Origin of the sequence: Nitritalea halalkaliphila LW7, from assembly GCF_000265075.1 — a bacterium.
Classification (GTDB): Bacteria; Bacteroidota; Bacteroidia; order Cytophagales; family Cyclobacteriaceae; genus Nitritalea; species Nitritalea halalkaliphila.
In genome coordinates this window covers 1-20456 of record NZ_AJYA01000016.1, presented here as the reverse complement: position 1 = coordinate 20456, position 20456 = coordinate 1, and the positions used below count along the sequence as shown (strand labels likewise).

18 protein-coding genes and 1 pseudogene are annotated in these 20456 nt (G+C 48.3%); 15 read left to right on the top strand and 4 right to left on the bottom strand.

The window, feature by feature from the left end:
- Positions 1-231 precede the first annotated feature (231 nt).
- The 5 genes from A3SI_RS05690 (at position 232) to A3SI_RS05680 (ending at position 6578) form a co-directional block, all read left to right on the top strand.
- Complete coding sequence (locus A3SI_RS05690) at positions 232-2277, top strand: alpha/beta hydrolase family protein (RefSeq protein WP_009054261.1); 2046 nt, start codon at positions 232-234, stop codon at positions 2275-2277.
- Positions 2274-2429, top strand: coding sequence for a hypothetical protein (locus A3SI_RS22265; protein WP_316929090.1), 156 nt, complete (start codon positions 2274-2276; stop codon positions 2427-2429). The genes A3SI_RS05690 and A3SI_RS22265 overlap by 4 nt, the downstream gene beginning before the upstream one ends.
- Positions 2426-2662: an alpha/beta hydrolase family protein gene (locus A3SI_RS22260; RefSeq protein ID WP_316929089.1), complete on the top strand. Its 237-nt coding sequence runs from the start codon at positions 2426-2428 to the stop codon at positions 2660-2662. Before A3SI_RS22265 ends, A3SI_RS22260 begins: the two co-directional genes overlap by 4 nt.
- Positions 2663-2815: 153 nt before the next feature.
- Positions 2816-3478 carry a hypothetical protein gene (locus tag A3SI_RS05685; RefSeq protein ID WP_009054259.1) on the top strand — a complete coding sequence of 221 codons (663 nt, stop codon included), beginning with the start codon at positions 2816-2818 and terminating at the stop codon, positions 3476-3478.
- Positions 3479-3635: 157 nt separating this feature from the next.
- On the top strand, positions 3636-6578 hold the full coding sequence (locus A3SI_RS05680; protein WP_009054257.1) for a DEAD/DEAH box helicase: 2943 nt from the start codon (positions 3636-3638) through the stop codon (positions 6576-6578).
- 11 nt (positions 6579-6589) lie between these two features.
- Here the strand turns inward: A3SI_RS05680 and alr are convergent, their stop codons facing one another.
- Together alr and polA are read right to left on the bottom strand one after the other, a co-directional pair.
- Positions 6590-7744: an alanine racemase gene (gene alr / locus A3SI_RS05675; RefSeq protein ID WP_009054255.1), complete on the bottom strand. Its 1155-nt coding sequence runs from the start codon at positions 7742-7744 to the stop codon at positions 6590-6592.
- Positions 7745-7748: 4 nt separating this feature from the next.
- Positions 7749-10582, bottom strand: a pseudogene (gene polA, locus A3SI_RS05670) (DNA polymerase I).
- Between the two features lie 285 nt (positions 10583-10867).
- Between polA and A3SI_RS20265 the strand changes: the two are divergent.
- Complete coding sequence (locus A3SI_RS20265; RefSeq protein ID WP_009054254.1) at positions 10868-11191, top strand: hypothetical protein; 324 nt, start codon at positions 10868-10870, stop codon at positions 11189-11191.
- Between the two features lie 177 nt (positions 11192-11368).
- Here A3SI_RS20265 and A3SI_RS05660 read toward each other — a convergent pair whose 3' ends face one another.
- Positions 11369-11953: a hypothetical protein gene (locus A3SI_RS05660; protein WP_009054253.1), complete on the bottom strand. Its 585-nt coding sequence runs from the start codon at positions 11951-11953 to the stop codon at positions 11369-11371.
- Positions 11954-12202: 249 nt separating this feature from the next.
- On the opposite strand from A3SI_RS05660, the gene A3SI_RS05655 reads away from it, so the two are divergent.
- Both A3SI_RS05655 and A3SI_RS05650 read left to right on the top strand, forming a co-directional pair.
- On the top strand, positions 12203-13033 hold the full coding sequence (locus A3SI_RS05655; protein WP_040670282.1) for a tetratricopeptide repeat protein: 831 nt from the start codon (positions 12203-12205) through the stop codon (positions 13031-13033).
- A gap of 23 nt (positions 13034-13056) precedes the next feature.
- Positions 13057-13422 carry a tetratricopeptide repeat protein gene (locus tag A3SI_RS05650; protein WP_009054250.1) on the top strand — a complete coding sequence of 122 codons (366 nt, stop codon included), beginning with the start codon at positions 13057-13059 and terminating at the stop codon, positions 13420-13422.
- Here the strand turns inward: A3SI_RS05650 and dgt are convergent.
- On the bottom strand, positions 13419-14660 hold the full coding sequence (gene dgt / locus A3SI_RS05645; RefSeq protein ID WP_083836451.1) for a dGTP triphosphohydrolase: 1242 nt from the start codon (positions 14658-14660) through the stop codon (positions 13419-13421). The genes A3SI_RS05650 and dgt overlap by 4 nt on opposite strands.
- A gap of 213 nt (positions 14661-14873) precedes the next feature.
- Here dgt and A3SI_RS05640 point away from each other — a divergent pair, with 213 nt between their 5' ends.
- The 7 genes from A3SI_RS05640 to A3SI_RS05610 all read left to right on the top strand — a co-directional run.
- Positions 14874-15671: a DUF4382 domain-containing protein gene (locus A3SI_RS05640; protein WP_009054244.1), complete on the top strand. Its 798-nt coding sequence runs from the start codon at positions 14874-14876 to the stop codon at positions 15669-15671.
- Positions 15668-16744 carry a bifunctional diaminohydroxyphosphoribosylaminopyrimidine deaminase/5-amino-6-(5-phosphoribosylamino)uracil reductase RibD gene (ribD, locus tag A3SI_RS05635; protein WP_009054241.1) on the top strand — a complete coding sequence of 359 codons (1077 nt, stop codon included), beginning with the start codon at positions 15668-15670 and terminating at the stop codon, positions 16742-16744. The genes A3SI_RS05640 and ribD overlap by 4 nt, the downstream gene beginning before the upstream one ends.
- A gap of 27 nt (positions 16745-16771) precedes the next feature.
- Positions 16772-17254 (top strand): GAF domain-containing protein, encoded by a 483-nt coding sequence (locus A3SI_RS05630; RefSeq protein ID WP_009054240.1) that lies wholly within the window; start codon positions 16772-16774, stop codon positions 17252-17254.
- Between the two features lie 10 nt (positions 17255-17264).
- On the top strand, positions 17265-17855 hold the full coding sequence (gene rdgB / locus A3SI_RS05625; RefSeq protein ID WP_009054239.1) for an RdgB/HAM1 family non-canonical purine NTP pyrophosphatase: 591 nt from the start codon (positions 17265-17267) through the stop codon (positions 17853-17855).
- Positions 17856-17927: 72 nt separating this feature from the next.
- The gene (udk, locus tag A3SI_RS05620; protein WP_009054233.1) at positions 17928-18548 is read left to right on the top strand and encodes a uridine kinase; all 621 of its coding nucleotides are present in this window, start codon (positions 17928-17930) and stop codon (positions 18546-18548) included.
- A gap of 123 nt (positions 18549-18671) precedes the next feature.
- Entirely contained in the window at positions 18672-19052 is a 381-nt protein-coding gene (locus A3SI_RS05615) for a hypothetical protein (RefSeq protein ID WP_009054230.1), read from the top strand.
- A gap of 103 nt (positions 19053-19155) precedes the next feature.
- Positions 19156-20456 (top strand): SecDF P1 head subdomain-containing protein (locus A3SI_RS05610; protein ID WP_040670278.1); only part of this gene is annotated, 1301 nt, incomplete at its 3' end.

Genomic DNA, 20456 nt, shown 5'->3' with positions numbered 1-20456 from the left:
AGGTTAAGCTGATTTCCTTATGGGAAAGCGTTTTTGTTTTTTTAGATGAAGTTATCCTGCAGCATGCGTAGCTGGACTTGTTCTTGGGAAAACGTTCACTGGCTAGGCCTTTTTTTCAATTTATGCGATTAGCGAACCATTTATATAAGAGAGTAGCCTGTAAAAGTAAAACAGGACCAGTAGCTTTTAAAATACTGTATTTTTAACTGATCATTTTATAAAAATAGCAATATGTGGAAACCTAAGGTTACCTGGTTACGGATAGGTCTTGCGGCCTTTATGCTGTACCTCGCTCCTGCTGCTTCATTCGCGCAGGACAAAGCGACCTATCAAGTGCCCCCGAAAGCCATCGCAGATTTAGTAGATGCGCCGAATACACCGTCGATTAGTTTTAGTCGTGATGGTGAGATGATGTTAGTATTAGAGCGGGCTGGAAATCCGAGTATAGAGGATTTAGCGCAGCCAGAGCTCCGAATAGCGGGTATCCGAATTAATCCTGCCACCACAGGTCCTTCCCGAACGGGAGGTGTCGAAAATTTTAAGATCAGAAAGACTCGCTCAGGAGATGAAATTCAGGTAAAAGGCTTGCCGGCAAAGCCGAAGCTTTCTGGCTTCTCTTTTTCTAAGGACGAGAAATTTCTTTCTTTTTATCATACGGAAGCAGACGGTGTGACGCTATGGGTCGTCGACATGGTGACTTATGAGGCGAAACAGCTCGGAGACCTAAAGGTCAATATGGTTTACGGAAATGCTACCACTTGGACGCCAGAAAATACGATCATCGTAAAGGCGGTGAATCCGAAGCGTGGGACGATGCCGCAGGCACCTTTGGCCCCGGTAGGGCCTAATGTTCAGGAAACTTCAGGAAATGCAGCTCCTTCCAGAACTTATCAGGATCTGCTGACGAATCCTTACGAAGAGGATCTTTTCGCCTATTTTATGGATTCCCAGCTCATGGAAGTGATGCTGGATGGCAGCCAAAAGCCTGTAGGTGCACCGGGTATGATTAAAGGGATGAGCCTTTCTCCTGATGGCAAGTTCCTCATGGTGGATCGCATTCAGAGACCGTTCTCTTATTTAGTTCCTGCCTCTCGTTTTCCTTACGATGTGGAGGTACTGGATCGTACGGGTAAGCAGGTGAAGCTGATCACCTCTCGACCGCTGGATGAAGTGCGCCCTACAGGTTTCGATGCCACGGTGGAGGGTCCTCGTTCTATCAGCTGGAGAGCCGATAAGGGGGCTACCTTATACTGGGTAGAAGCTCAGGACGGTGGTGATCCGCGCAAGCAGATGGAAGAAAGAGAGATCATCTATACTTGGGATGCGCCGTTTAATGGTGAGAAGCAAAAGTTAGCGGCTATCGGATACCGTTTTGGTGGCATTACGTGGTCGGAAGATAAGAATTTCGCGCTTTTAAGTGAGCGCTGGTTTGCTAGTCGCCAAGAGCGGGTGAGCGTAATTAACCCGGAGAATCCTGCGCAGAAGCCTCGTGTAATTATCGAGCGCTCTTCGGATGATATTTATAACGATCCAGGGTCACCAGTTACGAAGACAAATGAGTTCGGTCGCTCTGTCTTGCTTAAAAAGGGCGATGATGTCTTCATGACCAGTGAGGGAGGCTCCCCTGATGGCAGTTACCCTTTCCTTTCCGCATTTAATGTAAAGAAAAAAGAACAAAAGATCCTTTGGAGATCGGAAGCGCCCTTCTATGAGCGTGTCGTACGGGTGTTAAATGCTGATGCTACAGAGTTTATTACCTTAAAAGAGAGCACGGAACTGCAGCCTAACTATTGGTTGGTCAATACCAAGCGCCGTATCGCACCGATGCAGTTAACAGATTTCGAAAATCCGTATGCGGCTATCGCAGGCATACAGAAGGAACTGGTCACCTACTCTCGTAAAGATGGGCTGAACCTTTCTGCTGTAATTTATACGCCGGAGGGTTATGATGCAGAGCGTGATGGTCCACTTCCTGTGGTGATGTGGGCGTATCCTCGGGAGTATAAGTCTGCCGAAGTAGCTGCGCAGGTACGTGGGTCCAAGCATACCTTTACCCGCCTGAGCTGGGGGTCTCCACTGTACTGGGTAACCCAAGGTTATGCGATTATGGACAGAACAGAAATGCCGATCGTAGGTGAGGGTGAAATCGAGCCGAATGACAGCTTCGTAGAGCAACTGGTAGCGAATGCAGAGGCGGCTATCGATTATATCGTGGAGCGTGGTATCGGTGATCGTAACCGTATCGCTGTAGGTGGACACTCGTATGGGCCTTTATGACGGCCAATTTACTTTCCCATTCAGATCTATTTGCGGCGGGTATCGCGCGTAGCGGTGCCTATAACCGTACGCTGACACCTTTCGGCTTCCAGTATGAGCAGCGTACCTACTGGGAAGCCCTGATGTGTATAATACCATGTCTCCTTTCATGAACGCGGATAAGGTGAAAACGCCTATTTTACTCATCCACGGAGAGGCGGATAATAACTCCGGTACTTTCCCAGTACAAAGTGAGCGCTACTATAATGCGCTAAAAGGGCACGGAGCTACTACTCGATTGGTTTTCCTTCCGCATGAAAGCCATGGCTATGCGGCTCGTGAGTCTATTCTGCATACACTTTATGAGCAGCACGAATGGTTAGAGAAATATGTGAAAAACAGATAATTATTCTTTAATTACCTGCTTATGGATGTGCCTGCTTGTCTTCGTGATGGGCAGGCATTTCTTTTATGAATTGGATTGAGGGTCTCGTGCAGGTTCGAGCCTTTTTCGTGAATTCTCACTTTTCGCAGGGGGGAATTTACCTATCTTTATCACATGAAAAGAGCACAGGACATAGGACTTATTTTTGTGATTCTTTTTTTGGGTACAGCATGTAAGAAGGCGTCTGTTCACAAGGATGATCTGGAAAGAGCGTTTTTGATTAGGGTAGAAAAGGGCAGCGCACTCACGAATGGCATGTTTGATTTTATGGTAGTTTTTGAAAGTCCCGAAAAGGAATATGTCCTGTCTTTTCTTCAAGGTGAACGCGCCTGTCGAATCGATGCATCTGACTATGCAGCACATCAGATACCTGACAGCGCCTATGCTGTATGGTCTATTCACTTAGAGGGTGGCCACCAGGATATTTATTTTTTAATGGGCAGTGACTGCCCAAAACTTTTTAAGCGAAACTTACACACCAGCCGGGAGGAGCTTTTTGTAGAGCTTCTCCCGGTTATTTTTGGTTATTGGCAGGAAGAGCAAAACGAAGCTCTCTGGTATACCATAGGTCCTACACACATTTACAATGAAAAATATCCTCAAGGGCGTCCTTATGTCATCGATACTGCGGGGTACTTGTGGATCCTCGATGAACAACATCAAGCTAGCCGATTTCGCTTACATGAAGTGGGCGCTACCCGCCTTACCCTTAGTGACACCGCCGGAACCTACTATCATTTCGAGCGAATAAGTGCAAGAAAATCAGTTCTCAGCTGATAGAGAAGCGTATTTTTTCTTCTTCCCACCAAATAACGTTTCCTTTTTAAGTACTTAATTTCTTTTATACTAAAAAAATAAATGCTAATTTTCGAATTGAATTACGAAAAAATTTAGCACTAAATCGCTTGTATAGCTGACTTATACGGGCCCATCTATGAAAGTTTCTGCAGAGGCACCTCATCAACTTATTTACTCGCTTTTCGAGCATGAATACCTCGGATTACTTTTCGAGTCATTTGTCGTGCAGTTAAATGAAAAGGGAAAGCTTTCCTTCGCTTATCAAAATATATCTTATAAAAACGCGCATGAATTTGCTGCTTCTTGTGATGAGGCGGATTATAAGCTTATCCGCCTAATGGACAGTATGCAGCAAGAGGAAGTGGTGAAGCCATTTAATAAAAAGAAGCTTAAGCCGAAGGAGTTCTTGCGTAAAATTTTCGATCCGCAGGCACCGAATCAGCAGCTCATAGACCTTATCCGCCAAAATATGGATACGAAGCGTGCTCAAATTTTAGAGCTGCTGCGTAACAAAAGGCTTTTCGTTATGGGCTCGGATGGAAATCCTACCTGGAAAGAAATAGAAATACTCCCTAAGCGGGCGCAGGTCCTCTTTCATTTTATGCGAAATGAGGAGGTGACCCATTACTGGCCGACGATTAAGTACCAAGGGGAACTGGTTAACTGGCAGTTTAATTCTTCTTACCTGATCTGTCACGATCCTGCGTGGATGATCGCGGAGGACAAATTGTATAGCTTTAAAAAGGGTGTCGATGGCTATAAGCTAAAGCCTTTCTTTTCTAAGAAAAGAATTATCGTTAAGAAGGCCGTAGAAGAAGTTTATTATAAAAAATTTATCACGCAGCTGGTATCTTCCTTTGATGTGCATGCGGAGGGCTTTGATATCATCGTGGAGAGAAGTAAACCGCAGGGGATATTAACGTTTATGGACTTTGCCGAAGGCAAAATGGCCCAAGACCTATTCGGAAACAAGCTGGCTGTGGAGGAGGAAAGCAAAATCGTTTTCACACTGCACTTTCAGTATGGTTCTTATCGCTTTCGAGCGGATAACCGCGTGTTAAGTAATGCAGAGCTCGAAAAAATCGGGGATGAGTATACTTTTTATAAGGTAGTTCGAGACCCAGATTTTGAAAATCAGCTGCTGGAGCGCCTGAAGTCTCTCGGGCTGCACATCCAAAGCAGCAAGGCGGTGATGAAAAAGACGGAGGCCTTCGACTGGCTGAACCGTTTTAAGACGACGCTCGAAGAGGAAGGCCTACAGTTTGTCCAGCGCCAAGCTGGAGAAAAGGAAAAGCGCTATTTCGTGGGCCATGCGAAGATTAATATTCGTCTGGCTGAAAATATCGACTGGTTCGATGTGCATGCTGTAGTAAAATTCGGGGAGCATGAGATTCCTTTCCATAAAATTCGTAAATACCTGATTAAGGGTGTCACGGAATTTGAACTACCAAATGGAGAGATCGCGGTTATTCCTCGCTCTTGGTTTGTGGATTACGGAGAGATTTTCTCTTTTCTAGAGGAGGAGACGCAGCCGGATAGTACGACGACGAGCCTAATCCTGAAAAAGCACCATATCGCGCTCGCCCAAGAGCTGAATGAAAATAAATTACTGAAGGTCAGCCTTTCCGATAAGTTAAGGAAGCTACAGGACTTCACCCAAATCGAAGATTATCCGCTATCCACTTATTTTAAAGGGAAGCTTCGCCCTTACCAGCAGGCAGGCTATAACTGGCTCCGCTTTCTAAACGAATACAGTTTTGGAGGCTGCTTGGCTGATGATATGGGTCTGGGGAAGACGGTACAGACTTTAGCGCTGCTGGCGCACCGCAAAGAGGCCGCCGAGGGAACCACTTCCCTACTTATCATGCCAACTTCACTGATTTACAACTGGGAAGTGGAGGCGAAAAAATTTACCCCAAAGCTTAAGGTGCTCGTGTATGCCGGCACGCATCGGATTAAGCGCGCCGCACAGTTTAGTGCCTATGATGTCGTGCTTACCTCGTATGGCATTACGCGCATCGATATAGAGATTCTGAAGTCATTTTACTTCGATTACATCATTTTAGATGAATCCCAAGCTATTAAAAACCCAGGGAGCCGGATTGCAAAAGCGGTTAATGAACTGCACTGCAATCATCGCCTGATTTTAACAGGTACTCCCGTCGAAAATGGCACGATGGACCTCTGGTCGCAGATGAACTTTATCAATCCAGGCCTTTTAGGGAATCAAAATAGTTTCAAAAAACAGTTTTTGCTCCCGATCGAAAAGCAGGCGGATACGGATAAAATCGTGAAGCTGCATGCCACGATCAAGCCTTTTATCTTAAGGCGTCTAAAAACCCAAGTGGCCACAGATCTGCCTGAAAAGGTGATCAATGTGCGCTATTCATCGATGACTGCCGAGCAAGAAAAAGTCTACGAGGAAGTTAAAAGCCGTTACCGAGAGAAAATCGCACAGGAGTTTTCCATCTCTGGACTGCGCAACCAGCAGTTTACCCTCTTACGTGGATTAACGCAGCTTCGACAGCTGGCGAACCACCCCCGCCTAGTGGATAAAGGCTATACCGGAGATTCCGGGAAACTAGAGGATGTGATCCACATGCTCGATGCGACGGCCAGTGAAGGCCATAAGGTGCTTGTTTTTAGTCAGTTTGTCCGGCATCTGGCTATCATCCGAGAATACTTAGAGGAAAAGGGTATGCCCTATGCCTATTTAGATGGTACGACGAAGGACCGCCGAGAGCAGGTAACTAAGTTTCAGGAGGACAAAGAGGTGAAAGTCTTTCTAATTTCCCTGAAGGCGGGTGGAGTAGGCTTGAATTTAACGGCTGCCGAATACGTATTCCTCTTGGATCCCTGGTGGAATCCAGCCGTGGAGGCGCAGGCAATCGACCGTGCGCACCGTATTGGGCAGGAAAATAAGGTGATTATCTACAAGTTTATCTCTAAAGAGACAGTAGAGGAAAAAATTATGGCGCTTCAGGAGCGTAAGTTGGCTTTGGCCGGAGGCCTAATTTCTACGGAAGAAAGTTTTATGAAGAGTCTAAGCAAGGAGGACATCGACGCCCTCCTCGATTAAGCGGCTTCTTTTCAAGGCACGATTTTCCGCGGGATGTTCATGGGCAGTCGGGTGAGCAGCTCATAGTTGACCTGCTGGGTGGATTCTCCAAAGGAGGCCACGGTAATTTCATTCTTGCGCTGCCTACCGATGAGTACGACCTCGTCCCCTTTTTTAATGCCTTTTGCGTCGGTGATGTCTACGGAGATGCTGTTCATGGTTACGGTACCCACTACAGAGAGAATTTTTCCTCCGATGAGGACCTTGCCCTGGTTACTTAGGGTGCGTGCGAAACCATGCGAATAGCCGACAGGAACGAGTGCGATCGTCATGTCGCGCGGAGCCATGTAGCTGGAACCGTAGCCGATAAACTCGCCCATTTTCACCTGTTTCAAGCTCATTACACTTGATTTCCAAGAAATGAGACGCTTTAGGGGATTCTTGTCGTCTTCGGGTAACGAGTCGAACCGGTACATGTAGGTTTCCTGTGTGGGCCAAAACCCGTAAGAGGCGATGCCTACGCGTACCATATCCATGATCGTGGAGGGATAGCTGAGCATGGCTGCCGAACAGGCGCTGTGATAACGGTCGAAAGAGAGACCGACCTCCTGGAAATAAGTATAAAAGCGTTCGAAGCGTTTGATCTGCTGCGTTACGCGCACATAGTTGGAGATACTTTCTGCGCCTGCATAATGTGTGCAGAGGCCTTTTAACTCTAGATGTTCGCCGTAGTTTTTCAGGATTTCAGTGAGGGCTTCTCGGTCCTCCCACTCGAATCCGGTACGCTTAAATCCTGTCTCCACCTCTACATGGATGCGGGCTTTTTTACCCAGCCGGCGTGCCACTTCTATGGTACTTTTTAAGCGATCGAATTCAAAAACGAAAAACTCGATACCTTTTTCTATGAGTAGCTCCATATCTTCATCCTGAAGCATGCCCATGATCATCACCGTAGCGTTTTTTCTGCTGCAAGCATGCACGCGCGCTGCCTCATCCGCACTGAAGGTGCTGAAGTGCCGAATGCCATTCGCCTCTGCCAGCGGAATGATTTCCTCGATTCCATGGCCATAGGCATTGCCCTTCACGACGATCGAAATTTCGGTGCCCTCCCCTACTTCTGAGCGGATAAAGGCGATATTTTTTTTGTACGCAGATTTGCTGATCTCTAAATATGAGGTGTGTAACATGCGTTTAATGTGCTTCTAACCAATTCTCTCCTGTTCCTACTTCCACGACTAGCGGCACCTTTAGTTCCATCGCTTCTTCCATCAGCCTCGGAATTTCCTGCTTCAACAGCTCCACTTCTTCCTTATGAGCATCGAAAACCAGTTCATCATGCACTTGCAATATCATCTTCGAGCGCAGGCCTTCCGCTTCCATCCAGCGGTGTACCTTGATCATGGCGATCTTAATCATATCGGCCGCTGAGCCTTGGATCGGCGTGTTGATGGCATTGCGTTCCGCAAAACCCCTCATCGTGAAGTTGCGACTGTTAATGTCCCGGAGGTAGCGCTTTCTGCCCAGGAGTGTACTCACAAACTCCTGTTCACGTGCCTCTTCTATGACCCGATCCATGTAGGCCTTTACTGTAGGAAACTGCTGGAAATAGGTTTCGATGATGGCTTTGGCCTCTCCCCGTGGAATCGAAAGGCGTTCCGCTAGTCCGAAAGCACTAATCCCATAAATGATGCCGAAGTTAGCCGTTTTCGCTTTTCTTCGCATATCGGACTCCACTTCCTCCAGAGGCACCTGAAAAATTTTAGCCGCCGTCGCCGCATGGATGTCCTGCCCTTCCTTAAATGCTTCGATCATGGACGTATCTTCCGCGAAGGAAGCCATAATTCGCAGCTCGATCTGCGAGTAATCCGCCGCCAAAATCACATGATCCGCATCCCGCGGTACGAAGGCCTTCCGAATCTCTCTGCCTCGCTCCGTTCGAATCGGAATATTCTGTAAGTTGGGATTCGTGGAGCTAAGTCGTCCTGTCGCCGTGACAAACTGGTTATAGGTGGTGTGAATGCGTCCTGTATCCTGGGCGATAAGCTCCGGCAGTGCGTCTACATAGGTGGACTTCAGCTTCACCAGCTGCCGATGCGATAAGATCAGTCGCACGATTTCATGCTCCCCAGCCAGCTTACTCAGCACCTCTTCTCCGGTGGCATACTGTCCCGATTTGGTTTTCTTCGCCTTCGGATCTAAGGCCAGCTTACCGAAAAGAATCTCCCCTAACTGCTTTGGCGAAGCCAAATTAAACGTCTCGCCTGCCAGGGCATATACCTGCTCCTCGATTTCTGCGGCCTCCCGCTCTAATTCTTTCGACATGAGCGCTAAGTCCTCCGTGTTCAGGCGAACCCTTCCAGCTCCATAGCCGTCAGCACAGGAATTAACGGGTTTTCCACCTCCAAAAGCAGCTTTTCCAGCCCTTGCTCACGAATAAGTGCTTGTAAATGGGTATACAGGGCCAGCGTAATGTCAGCATCTTCGGCAGCATAAGGAGCCACCTCCTCCACCGGTACATCCCGCATGCTCACCTGCTTTTTGCCTTTTTTACCGATCAGACTCTCGATCGATACTGGCTTATAATTCAAGTAACGCTCCGCTAAAGCATCCATGCCGTGCTTCGCCTCAGGATCGAGTAGCGAGTGCGCGATGAGGGTATCGTACACGGGCCCACGAACAGCGATGCCCTGCCGCATGAGGACCAGCATGTCATACTTGATGTTATGTCCTATTTTTAAAATATGTTCCGCTTCGAAAAAGGGCCTGAGCAGCTCTAGCCTGGCCGCAGCCTCCTCCTTATCCGCTGGAATCGGCACATAAAAGGCCTCTCCCTCCACATAAGCGAAGGCGATCCCGACTAATTCCGCTTCATGCGCATGCACGGAGGTGGTTTCCGTGTCGAAGCAGCAGCGCTCCTGTCGGAGCAAAAAGGGAACGAGGCCCATGATGTCCTCCTGGCTATCCAGTAAGTGGTACTGATGGGCGCGGGTCGCGATCGTTTCAGGCCCTAGCTCCTGCTCCCCGAAAGGACTATCGCGCTGTTCGGTGGCCTCCACGCCAGTAACCTCTTCCTGCTTGCTTTCCGCTTCTCCTGTAAAGAGGCCGAGCTGCTCGCTCACCTGCACTTTTGGTTTTTTTATGGCTTCGCCAAAGACCCTTTTCGTGAGGGTTTTAAACTCTAACTCTGCGAACAAGGCCTTCAGCACTTCTTCGTCAGGACCTTTATACCGGAGCGCTTCTTCTTCGAAGGCTACAGGAACATCTACTTTTATGGTAGCCAGCTCCTTAGAAAGTAAGCCCTGCTGGGCGAATTCTTCCACTTTCTCTTTCTGCTTGCCTTTTAAGTCCGCGGTGTTTTCTAAAAGGTTCTCTAAAGTACCGTACTGCTTTAGTAGCTTGGCGGCAGTTTTAGGACCGATACCCGGAATACCAGGAATATTATCCACACTATCTCCCATCAGGCCCAGAATATCGCGGACCTGGTCGGGATGCTCGATGTCCCATTTGGCACAGACCTCTGCCGGCCCCTGCACCTCTACCTCATTCCCCATAAAGGCAGGCTTGTAAAGATAAATGTGGTCTTCTACCAGCTGACCGTAGTCTTTATCTGGCGTCATCATGTACACCACGAAGCTAGTACGCTCTGCCTTTTTCGCCAAGGTGCCGATAATGTCGTCCGCTTCGTATCCGTCCAGTTCTAAGGTGGGGATGCGGAAGGCCTGCACGAGCTGCTTCACCCAGGGAATACCTATCTCGATGTCCTCCGGCTGCTCCTGCCGATTCGCCTTATAGGCTTCGAACTGCACATGGCGAAAAGTAGGTGCTTTCGTATCGAATACCACGGCGATGTGGCTGGGCGCCTGTTTTTCCAGCACTTCGAGCAGCGTATTCGTAAAACCCAGCATGATGCCCGTGTTGAGGCCTTTGGAGTTAATACGTGGATTTTTGCTAAACGCAAAATGCGCGCGGTATATCAGCGCCATCGCATCTAAAAGAAATAGTTTTTTATCCCCTTTCTTCGTCATATCAGGTGGGTGCTTCAGCTAGTTTTTTAAATCACTTTCGAACGGGCTAAGGTACGAAATTTAATGGCTCGGCAGGGGATTTTAAGCGACAGAAATCAGATGGCATGGTAAAAGCATAGCATGCCTAATTGATTTTTTTCAGTAAAATACCCGAATATATACTTTTTTAGCTATTCATCTTTAGCTGATCTTTAGAAGTAATGGATTAATTTCATATCTTTGGCCTCAATTTTGAGTTGACGAGTACCTAAATAATTATTACGTACCTAAAAATCAATCAACTACATGATCAAGCAACTGTTATTAGCCTGTGCCCTTGTGGTTACTGTAGGCTTTAGTGCCTGGGCTAACCTAAATGAGCGTACCGATGAGAAGGTAGCGCCCGTGAGCGCTGCTGAAGAGATGCTCGTCAAGTCACGTGCCGAGGAGATTTCGGAGCGCGTGGATGAGATTAAAGACATGGATTTTTCTGCCATGACGAGCACAGAGCGTAAAGAGGTACGCAAGGAACTGAAAGCGCTTAAAAAAGAAGCGAAAAAACAGGAAGGTGTTTATTTAAGTGTGGGAGCGATCATTATTATCCTCCTTATCTTAATCCTGATTACCTAGTTGATGCTCTTTACATAAGGCTTACGTACCCACTTTATTTGTTTCTGGTTGATCTTAGATGAGTGTTGATCCCTTTTCAAATGCGGTGTATTGCGGAGTGGTGTCCGCAAATCGGTCACGTAGGCCTTTCCCATATACCTAAAAAGTCCTCCCGATCCATGGTCAGGAGGACTTTTTTTATTTTTTGCCTTGTAAGGCATCGACTAGTTCACGTTTCAACTTGCGTTCACGATCTAGGGTATTTTTTCGATGCTGTTCGAACTCCTCCATCGTATCTGCGAGGTCTTTGCGCGCTTGCTTGATAATTTTATGAGAGCGGCTAAACTGTATAAAAGAAAAGGCAAATGCTCCTGCTAATGCTGCGATGATGGTCCACAAAATGGAATTATAAACAGTTTTAGAGGTTTGAATGCCTAAGAGGGTCAGGTTTTCGCGATTGGCGATCGCCTCACTTAGTTCAGCCTGCAGGGTCTCCTGATCTTCTTGGAGGCTTTTTATCTCAGCTTCTTGGCGTTTTATCTTTTCGGCCAGAACCTTTTGTTCTTCAGCGTAGGTGCGGAGTGAATCGGTTACGTTTTTTTTCAGCTGTTCGAGGTGGGTCTTTTTTACCACTTTAAACTCCTGATAGTTATTCGAAATCTCATTCAAGTAGTCGAATTGGGTAGAGATAGACCCCTCGTTAAGTGTGCTTTGTGCAGACGCTGTAAAATTGATGCTTAACCCTACCGCAGCCAGCAGCACGTAACGCGTAACTTTGTTCATGATGCCTTACTGTTTTATAGAAACTGTATAATAAAACCTCCGTTCAGCAATAAAGGTGCCGAAAATAACGTGAAATAGCCAGTGACGTCTCTTTTTTAGTCATGTAGATTGCATTTTCAACGGCCTTATGCGAAGAATGTTTCTTATGTAAACGTTTAAATCCAAACAAGCTGTATGTTTTTCGCCATAATACCCTTAAATTTAAGGAGTAGCAACGGTTTCCAGTCTTTTTACGTAATCATTTCTACCATGCTATACAAAAGCCTATCATTTTTATGGATTTTAGCTCTGCAGGCCTTTGCGCTTCAGGCGCAAGACTACAGCCAAAGAGAGGCGATAGCGTCTGTTTTGGTGCTTTGGGAAGAGGGTGAAGTGAAAGGTGCTGAGCAGTTAACTACCACGATTCTTCGAGATCATCCTTATTTTAAGGAAGCGTATCTGCTTCGTGCTGCTATTCGTGAGCAAATGGGAAACCGAGAGGGTGCCATCGGTGATTATGTGCTCCTGCTGGAGCTGGCCCCGAACCTACCACAGGCGCTTTACGGGCATGCTATGCTTCGTGCGGAACGTGGCGATTATGTGGCTGCGATTCCTGACTTAGAGCGCTTGCTGGAGTTACGTTCGCTCGATAATCGGTTACATTATTTGAGAGGAACACGCTACGATGGTATCTTAGGCGATAAGGCCGATATCGTGGCGCAGAAAGCGTCGATTTATGCGACCCTAGCGAAAGGGTATGAAGAGCTGGAGGTTTACGATGTGGCCTTGCAGTATTATTCGAAGGCGATCAAGTACGAGACGAAAGACCCACAGCTTTATTTCGCGCGAGCGGAGCTTTTGCGGCATTTTGGCCATTATAGACTGGCTGTCGAGCACTACACGAAGGTACTTTCGATAAATCCCTACCATTTAGCCTCTTTAAATGGGATGGCTTTCGTGCTGACACTCGCGGAACAGGATGCAGACAACCAAGACCCCGTTTTCTTTACCCAAATGCGAGACGCACTGCCCACGTTTACGGCCCCGGGGAAGGAAAAAGGGCGAACCTGCTTGCAGTCAGGGACTTTGAAACAGCTTTAACCTATTTCCAAGCGATTTTAGCTGTGCATGAAGATAAGGAAATCGTGCTGATGCATACCATCGCACTGGAGAAAACGGGAGAGCTGGATGCTGCCCATGCGGCTTATCAAGAGCTTTTACGTGAGGGTCTGTTTCCGGCGGAAGTGTATTTCGGCCTAGGGAATATAGCGCGCAAGCAAGAAAACCATGAGGAGGCCGTGGCGGCTTATTCCCGTGCCATACAGGAGCGCCCAGAGTTTCCCCAAGCCTATTTTTTACTGGCCAGATCCTTAGCGGCCCTAGATGATACTGCCGGGGCGTGCAGGGCGCTGCATCAGGCTGCCGCCCAAAACTTCAAGCCCGCGCTGCGTCTCCGTGACAAGTGGTGCGCAACGAGTGGTGGCGATTAATGGCCAGGTAAACTGATGCCTCGAACTTTTCGGTAAAGGGTAAGAGACTGCTTGTCGGTCATGCCGCTGATGTGATCCAGCAGCAGGCGAAGCAGCGTGTATGTGGAGAACTCCTCTTGTTTGATTTTAAGCTGTAAGCTTTCTGGAAGAAGCCGCAGCATGCTCTTGTCTTTTCCGCCGTAGCGTTCGGTCTGATAGCGCGCGTGGTGGAAGGCCCGCAGAAATGCTTCTAATAGCCCTTCTAAGACCTGAAATCCTGCCGCCTCTTTTTCCAGTACCGGTGCAGAGCGGTAAATATGCTGCACGGAAAAGTGTGCGATGGCGTTTAGAGGCTCTTTTTCAGGAATGCAGGAGGTAAGGGCCTGATCGAAGGTCCCTTTGCGCATCGCGCTTTCCTCTTCCCGGAAGACCGCAGCACAGCTGTCGATCAGGGTACCGATGGCCAGGGAGCGCAAAACGGCTAGGCGCTGGGTTTTTTCAGGATAAGCGCGCAGTTTTTCCGGCTGAAACCGGTGTCCGAGTAGTGAGGCCAGCAGTTCGACGTAGGTGTTTTCTGAGATCAAGCCCAAGGTACAGGCATCTTCTAGGTCGATCATGCTGTAGCAGATATCGTCCGCAGCTTCCACTAGAAAGCTCAGTGGGTGCCGGTAGAATGCGCCGGAGCCGATTTCAGGTATGCCCAAGTAACTGTAGAGAGCTTCTACGTCCTTTGCCTGGTCGGCAAAGAAGCCGTACTTTTTCTGGCTTTTTCGGTGGGGGTCCGGCTGAAAGAGCTGTGCAGGCCGCGGGTATTTCATGAAGGCAGCCACGGTGGCGGCTGAGAGATTTAAGCCGCTCTGGGGGGCACTGAGCATGCGCAGCCCCTGTGCATTTCCTTCAAAGGCGATCAGATCTTCCCACTCTTCTGGCTGCACATAGCGCTGCCATACCATGCCATATTCGCCGAAGCGAAAGTAGTCGGAGAGGGCCGTTTCGCCAGCATGCCCAAAAGGAGGATTCCCGATGTCATGGCAGAGTGCCGCAGCCGAAACGATGGCAGCGATGTCTGCTGTGGTGTAGTTTTCCTGCAGGGAAGTGTAGCGCTGAAGTAAAAAGTCGCCTACCTGCTTGCCGAGAGAGCGCCCCACGCTGGCCACTTCCAGGCTATGTGTGAGCCTAGTATGGACAAAGGCGTTTTCAGGGAGGGGAAAGACTTGTGTCTTGTCCTGGAGATTTCGGAAGGGTGCCGAAAAAAGGATGCGGTCATAGTCCTTTCGAAAGGGCTCCGGTGCGGCTCAGCACTGCTTACATAAGGTTTTCCAGGGGTGTAGCGTCCCGGGCGGAGTAGATTTTCCCACTGCATCATAAAGACAAAGGTAAGGCTTCTGAAAAGAAATCTAAAAATTCCTGATAAAAGCGTAAATTTACCTTTTAATAAGAAGCTTAAATCGACTAGCGCTCACACATAGGACATGAAATCTCTTCTCTATAGCTTAATCGTTTTTCTCCTCCTCGGCCTCAGCGCCTGTTCGAATGCTGAGGAGCGAACGGAAACCTTGTTAAATATCTTTTTAACCGATGCACCCGGACCTTTCGAGCAGGTTTTCGTGGAAATCGAAGGCGTTAATCTCTTTTTCGAAGGGGAAAGCATGCCGATTTTCGTGCCTTACGATGGCCCCACACGCTTGGTAAATGTTAGCCTTCTCGTGGGGGGACGCCTCGGGCTGCTGGGTAGGGATGAGGTCCCTGCCGGCCAATTAGAACGCGTGGAACTACTCTTCGGCGGTCAGCAGGAAGTCCGTTTTGGAGACGAACGCGTGCTTCCGCTTACGTTTACCAATGAAAATTTGCGCCAGCTAAGTATAAATGTGAACGCGCGTTTACTGCCGGCTTTCGCCTATGACCTCGTGATCGATTTAGATATTTTTCGTTCGATATTCGAAAATGCGAGTGGTCAACTATTTTTCCGGCCTGTGGCACGTGGTTTTGTAACGGCTGAAACGGGAAGACTTCGTGGCGCCGTTCGCCCGGGTGGCATGGAGGTTCAGGTCTGGGCCGTAAACGAAACGGATACGATCGCCACGGGGGTGACGCTAGAGGAAAACGCTGCCACGGGGGATTTCACACTTTTTGGATTAAATGGCACCTATGACCTGTATTTCTTCCCGCGTAACCCCATGTTCGCGGTAGACACCTTGTTTAATCTCACTGTTTTGCCGGGAGGCGAACTGAACCTAGATCCGATCACTTTACAGCAGCGAACCCCATGAGCGACGAAAGATACATGCGAAGAGCCCTGGAGCTGGCCGCCTTAGGAGCAGGCCATGTTAGTCCTAACCCGATGGTGGGCTGTGTCATCGTGCATGAAGATGAAATTATAGGGGAAGGCTATCATCAGGCCTATGGGGGTCCTCATGCGGAGGTGCATGCAGTTCGCGCTGTTCAGGATCCGGCACGCTTAGCGGCATCTACGGTGTATGTTACCTTAGAGCCCTGTGCCCACTGGGGCAAAACCCCTCCCTGTGCCGATTTGCTGGTAGAAAGTGCAGTGAAGAAGGTGGTTATCGCTGCCTTGGATACGAACCCCTTAGTGGCGGGGAAAGGTGTGGCCAAGTTGAGGGCTGCCGGAATCGAGGTGGAGGTAGGCATTCTGGAGCGGGAAGTGCGGCATCAGAATAGGCGTTTTTTTGCTACTTTGCGCCGAAAGCGCCCTTATATCATCCTAAAATGGGCACAGACGGCTGATGGTTTCGTGGCGCGAGAAAATGGAGACTCTAAGTGGATTAGCTCCTCCCTAAGCCGGCAGCTGGTGCATCGCTGGCGGGCTGAGGAGGATGCTATCCTAGTCGGCGCAGGAACTGCTATCGCGGATAATCCCCGCCTAGATGTGCGCGACTGGGTGGGCCCCTCTCCTACGCGGGTACTGCTGGACGAACACCTGGAGGTTCCTGAAGACCGCCATGTGCTGGCAGACGGTCAGCTGACCTTGATTTATCATCGACAGGAGGAATTCACTGCCCCGAAAGTGATTCAAGGCCCGATTTATGTGCCGCAAGGGCCAGGCAGCCAGTTGCACGGTAGTTTAGAGGACCTTTTTGGTCGCGGGATTCGTAGTATTTTCGTGGAAGGTGGCGCTGGGATCCTGCGGAGCTTTGTGGAGCAGGAACTTTGGGACGAGGCGCGCGTGTTTACCAGTGCACAGCGTTTTCACAGCGGCCTAGCAGCTCCCCGTTTAGGCGTTTCCGCCGCGCATGTGGAGGAAATCGGTGGTGATCAGCTGGCCTATTATTATCGTGAAGCACAGGCTGAGGTGGCTGATGCCCCGCCCGGCGCATTTAATTGAATTTGTACAAATAAACCAAAGATACAGATGGCAGAGTCCTTATTTCTACCAGAAACCCGTGAGCGTCAAGCTGTTTACGAGGCGATTTATCCCCAAATTAAGGCACTAATCGATGCAGAGAGCGACCTGATCGCTAATTTAGCGAATGTCTCGGCGGTGCTGCGAGAGGCTTTTGGGTTTTTCTGGGTAGGCTTTTATCTGGTAAAGGATGAGGAGCTTGTGTTAGGGCCTTTTCAGGGGCCACTGGCTTGTACGAGGATTCGAAAAGGTAAGGGTGTCTGTGGTCAGGCTTGGGCGCAGGCGCAAAGTATCCTCGTCCCGGATGTGGATGCTTTTCCAGGCCATATCGCCTGCAGTAGTGCCTCCCGTTCCGAAGTGGTCATTCCTATCGTTAAGGATGGAGTGGTTTTAGGCGTATTAGATGTGGACAGTGATCAGCTGGATGATTTCACAGCGGTAGATGTTCAGGAACTGGAGCGGCTAATGGCAGTAGTAGCCGAGAAATTTTAAGCGGGAGAAGATGAAAATTTGTTTTGCGACGAATAACAAAAAGAAGCTAGCTGAAGTGCAGGCCGCCCTACCGGATTCGGTGGAGTTAGTGAGTTTAGCGGAGATCGGGTGTACGGAAGTTTTGCCCGAGACGGGCGAAACCCTCGAGCATAATGCCTTCGAGAAAGCTAGTTATGTGTTCGAAAAGTATGGAGTGCCCTGTTTCGCGGATGATACAGGGCTGGAAGTGTCTGCACTGGGCGGTGCGCCGGGTGTGCATGCGGCTTACTATGCGGGAGAACCGCGATCAGATGCGCGGAATGTAGCCAAGTTAGCGCAGGAAATGCGTGGAAAAACGGATCGGCATGCTGCTTTTCGAACAGTTATCGCCTTGATTTTAGAAGAAAATGAACGGCATACTTTTATCGGTGAAGCGCATGGACATATCCTCGAGGAGCTTAGAGGTACAGACGGCTTCGGTTATGACCCACTTTTCGTTCCTGAGGGGCAGGAACGCACGTTCGCAGAGATGTCCATGGAGGAGAAAAACCAGATCAGCCATCGGGGTAAAGCCGTACGCCAGCTGGTCGATTTTTTTCAGGAAAGGATAAAAAAGCCCTAAAATAGGTGAGGTTTTAATTTTGAGCGGCAGGAATGGGTTGTAAGTGCTAAGAATTTTCTAATTTTGTAACCCATGAACAGGCCGTACATCGTAGGAATTACAGGAGGCAGTGCTTCCGGCAAAACATTGTTTTTGGATCGTTTATTACATGCCTTCGAACCCGGGGAGGTATGTCTGATTTCACAAGATAATTATTACAAACCCCGCCACCTGCAGCCGATCGATGATAAGGGCGTGCATAACTTCGATACCCCACACTCGATAGATTTCGAACAGTATGCGGAAGATATCGCGAAGATTCAGAGAGGGGAAACGGTGCAGCGGCAAGAATATACCTTTAATAATCCCAATAAAAAGCCGAAGATGCTCAGCTTCGAACCCGCTCCTGTAGTGGTGGTGGAAGGTATTTTTGTCTTGTATTATCCTGAATTAGCAGACTTACTCGATTTAAAGGTGTTTATAGATGCGAAAGAGTACATCAAGCTGAAGCGCCGTATCGTGCGTGATAAGGTGGAGCGGGGCTATGATTTAGACGATGTACTGTACCGCTATGAGCGGCATGTGATGCCGACGTATGAAAAATACATTGAGCCGTTTAAGCAAGATGCAGATCTAATCATTCCGAATAACAAGAGCTTTGATAAGGCGCTCGACATTATCCGGACTTATTTAAAGATGAAAATCAGCCGCTAGACGGATACGGTTAGCCTCCTTTTTTGGTCTTCGGCTATTTCCAAGGTGCTCATCTCGAGGAAATTAACATATTTTTTGTTGATTTTTTAGGGAAGTAGTTGCATTTCACTATCTTTGCCCATTATGAAACAAAATAAGGCAACACATACGGTTACATGGAAGCAGCGCTTATCGCTCCTGCTGGCTGTATTTTTTTGCTTTTTGTTTTCGAGTGGGGAATTTCTTTACGAGCAGCTACGTCAGCATGCTGATGTGCACCTAGAGCAATCGGCAGCATCAGCAGATGCAGAGCGTGAGAGTGTCCCGGGGGAGAGTTTTTTAGCGGCACCCGTGCAGGCAGTTCTTCCTTTTATCAGCTTGATAGCAGAGCAGATGCTCTATTTTATTTATGAAATTTTGCCTCCCCTTCAGCCGAAAGGCGAGTGGACGCTTCGCTTGATACCCCTTTCAGGCGATTTTAACACCATACTTTTTGAGCGTATCATTTCGAAGAACGCCCCTTAATTTCCTTTCTGGTAGTACACTATTCTCGACAGTCCGCCTATAGCTACGGAGCTGTCTCCTAATCATGTAATCATACTTTATACTTTATATTTCTACATTTACTATGCGTAACAAAGGCCTCATTGTGTTTTTGACGGTCGTGATTACAGGGCTCTGCCTGTATTACTTGTCATTCACATTTGTATCCAATAACATCCAAAAAGAAGCGGTCGCCTACGCCACGGATGAAAATGGTAACGTCGACTTCGTCAAGCGACAAGCGTATTTGGATTCCATCTACCGCTTACCCGTGTATAATTTCTTAGGCGCTTCCTTTACTTATAAGGAAATTAAGGAAATCGAATTAGGTTTAGGTCTCGATCTTCAGGGCGGTATGCAAGTTACCTTAGAGGTCTCTCCTACTGAAATCGTGCGGGGTCTGGCTGGAAACAGCAAGGATCCTCAATTTAATGCCGCTATCGAGCAGGCGGTAGAAGAAGCGAAAACGAGCAATCAAAATTTCGCTGACATCTTTTACAGCGCTTGGAAAGATAAGGCAGGCGATCGTAAGCTCAATAGCGTTTTCGCTACTGCCGCTAACCGTGGACGTATCTCCTTAGAATCTTCCGATTCAGAGATTTTAGCGATCATTAACACAGAAGTAGAAAATGCGATAGAGCGTTCTTTTAACATTCTAAGAACACGTGTCGATCGTTTCGGTACTTCTCAGCCGAACATCCAGCGGATCCAAGGTTCCGGCCGTATTCAAATCGAACTTCCTGGTGTAGATAACCCAGAGCGTGTACGTAACCTTTTACAAGGCGTGGCCAAGCTTCAGTTTTGGGAAGTAGTCGAGATTAATGAATATATCGGTGATTTAGAAGCCATCAACACGCTTTTAGTGGAGGAGGCTAAAGCCAAAAAAGCGGCTACTTCTACTAGCACTACTGAAGCAGAAGCTACCGAAGAAGGTGCGTCTGAGGAAGAGGAAATCGACTTAGAGCGTCAGCTCGCTGAAATCGAAGATGGTGATGATTTTTCTTCTCAGGTATCCCCTATTTTCGCACTTACGAAGGCGAATTATGGCTTGGTGTATGATATTCGTGACACTGTAACGATTAATAGAATTTTCGCACGCGAAGATGTGAAAAGCTTGATGCCAAGAAACCTAAAGTTACTCTGGTCTGTAAAGCCTCAGCAGGCGGACGGTATGGAGCTTTTAGAGCTTTACGGTATCCGAGTTAACCGTTCTTCTGACCAGGCACTTTTAGAAGGTGATGTGGTAACAGATGCCCGCCAGACCCTGGATCAAAGTTCCCGACCAGCAGTTTCCATGCAGATGAATGCAGAAGGTGCGCGCAAGTGGAGACGAGTAACAGCAGATAACATCGGCCGCCGTATCGCTGTCGTTTTAGATGACTTCGT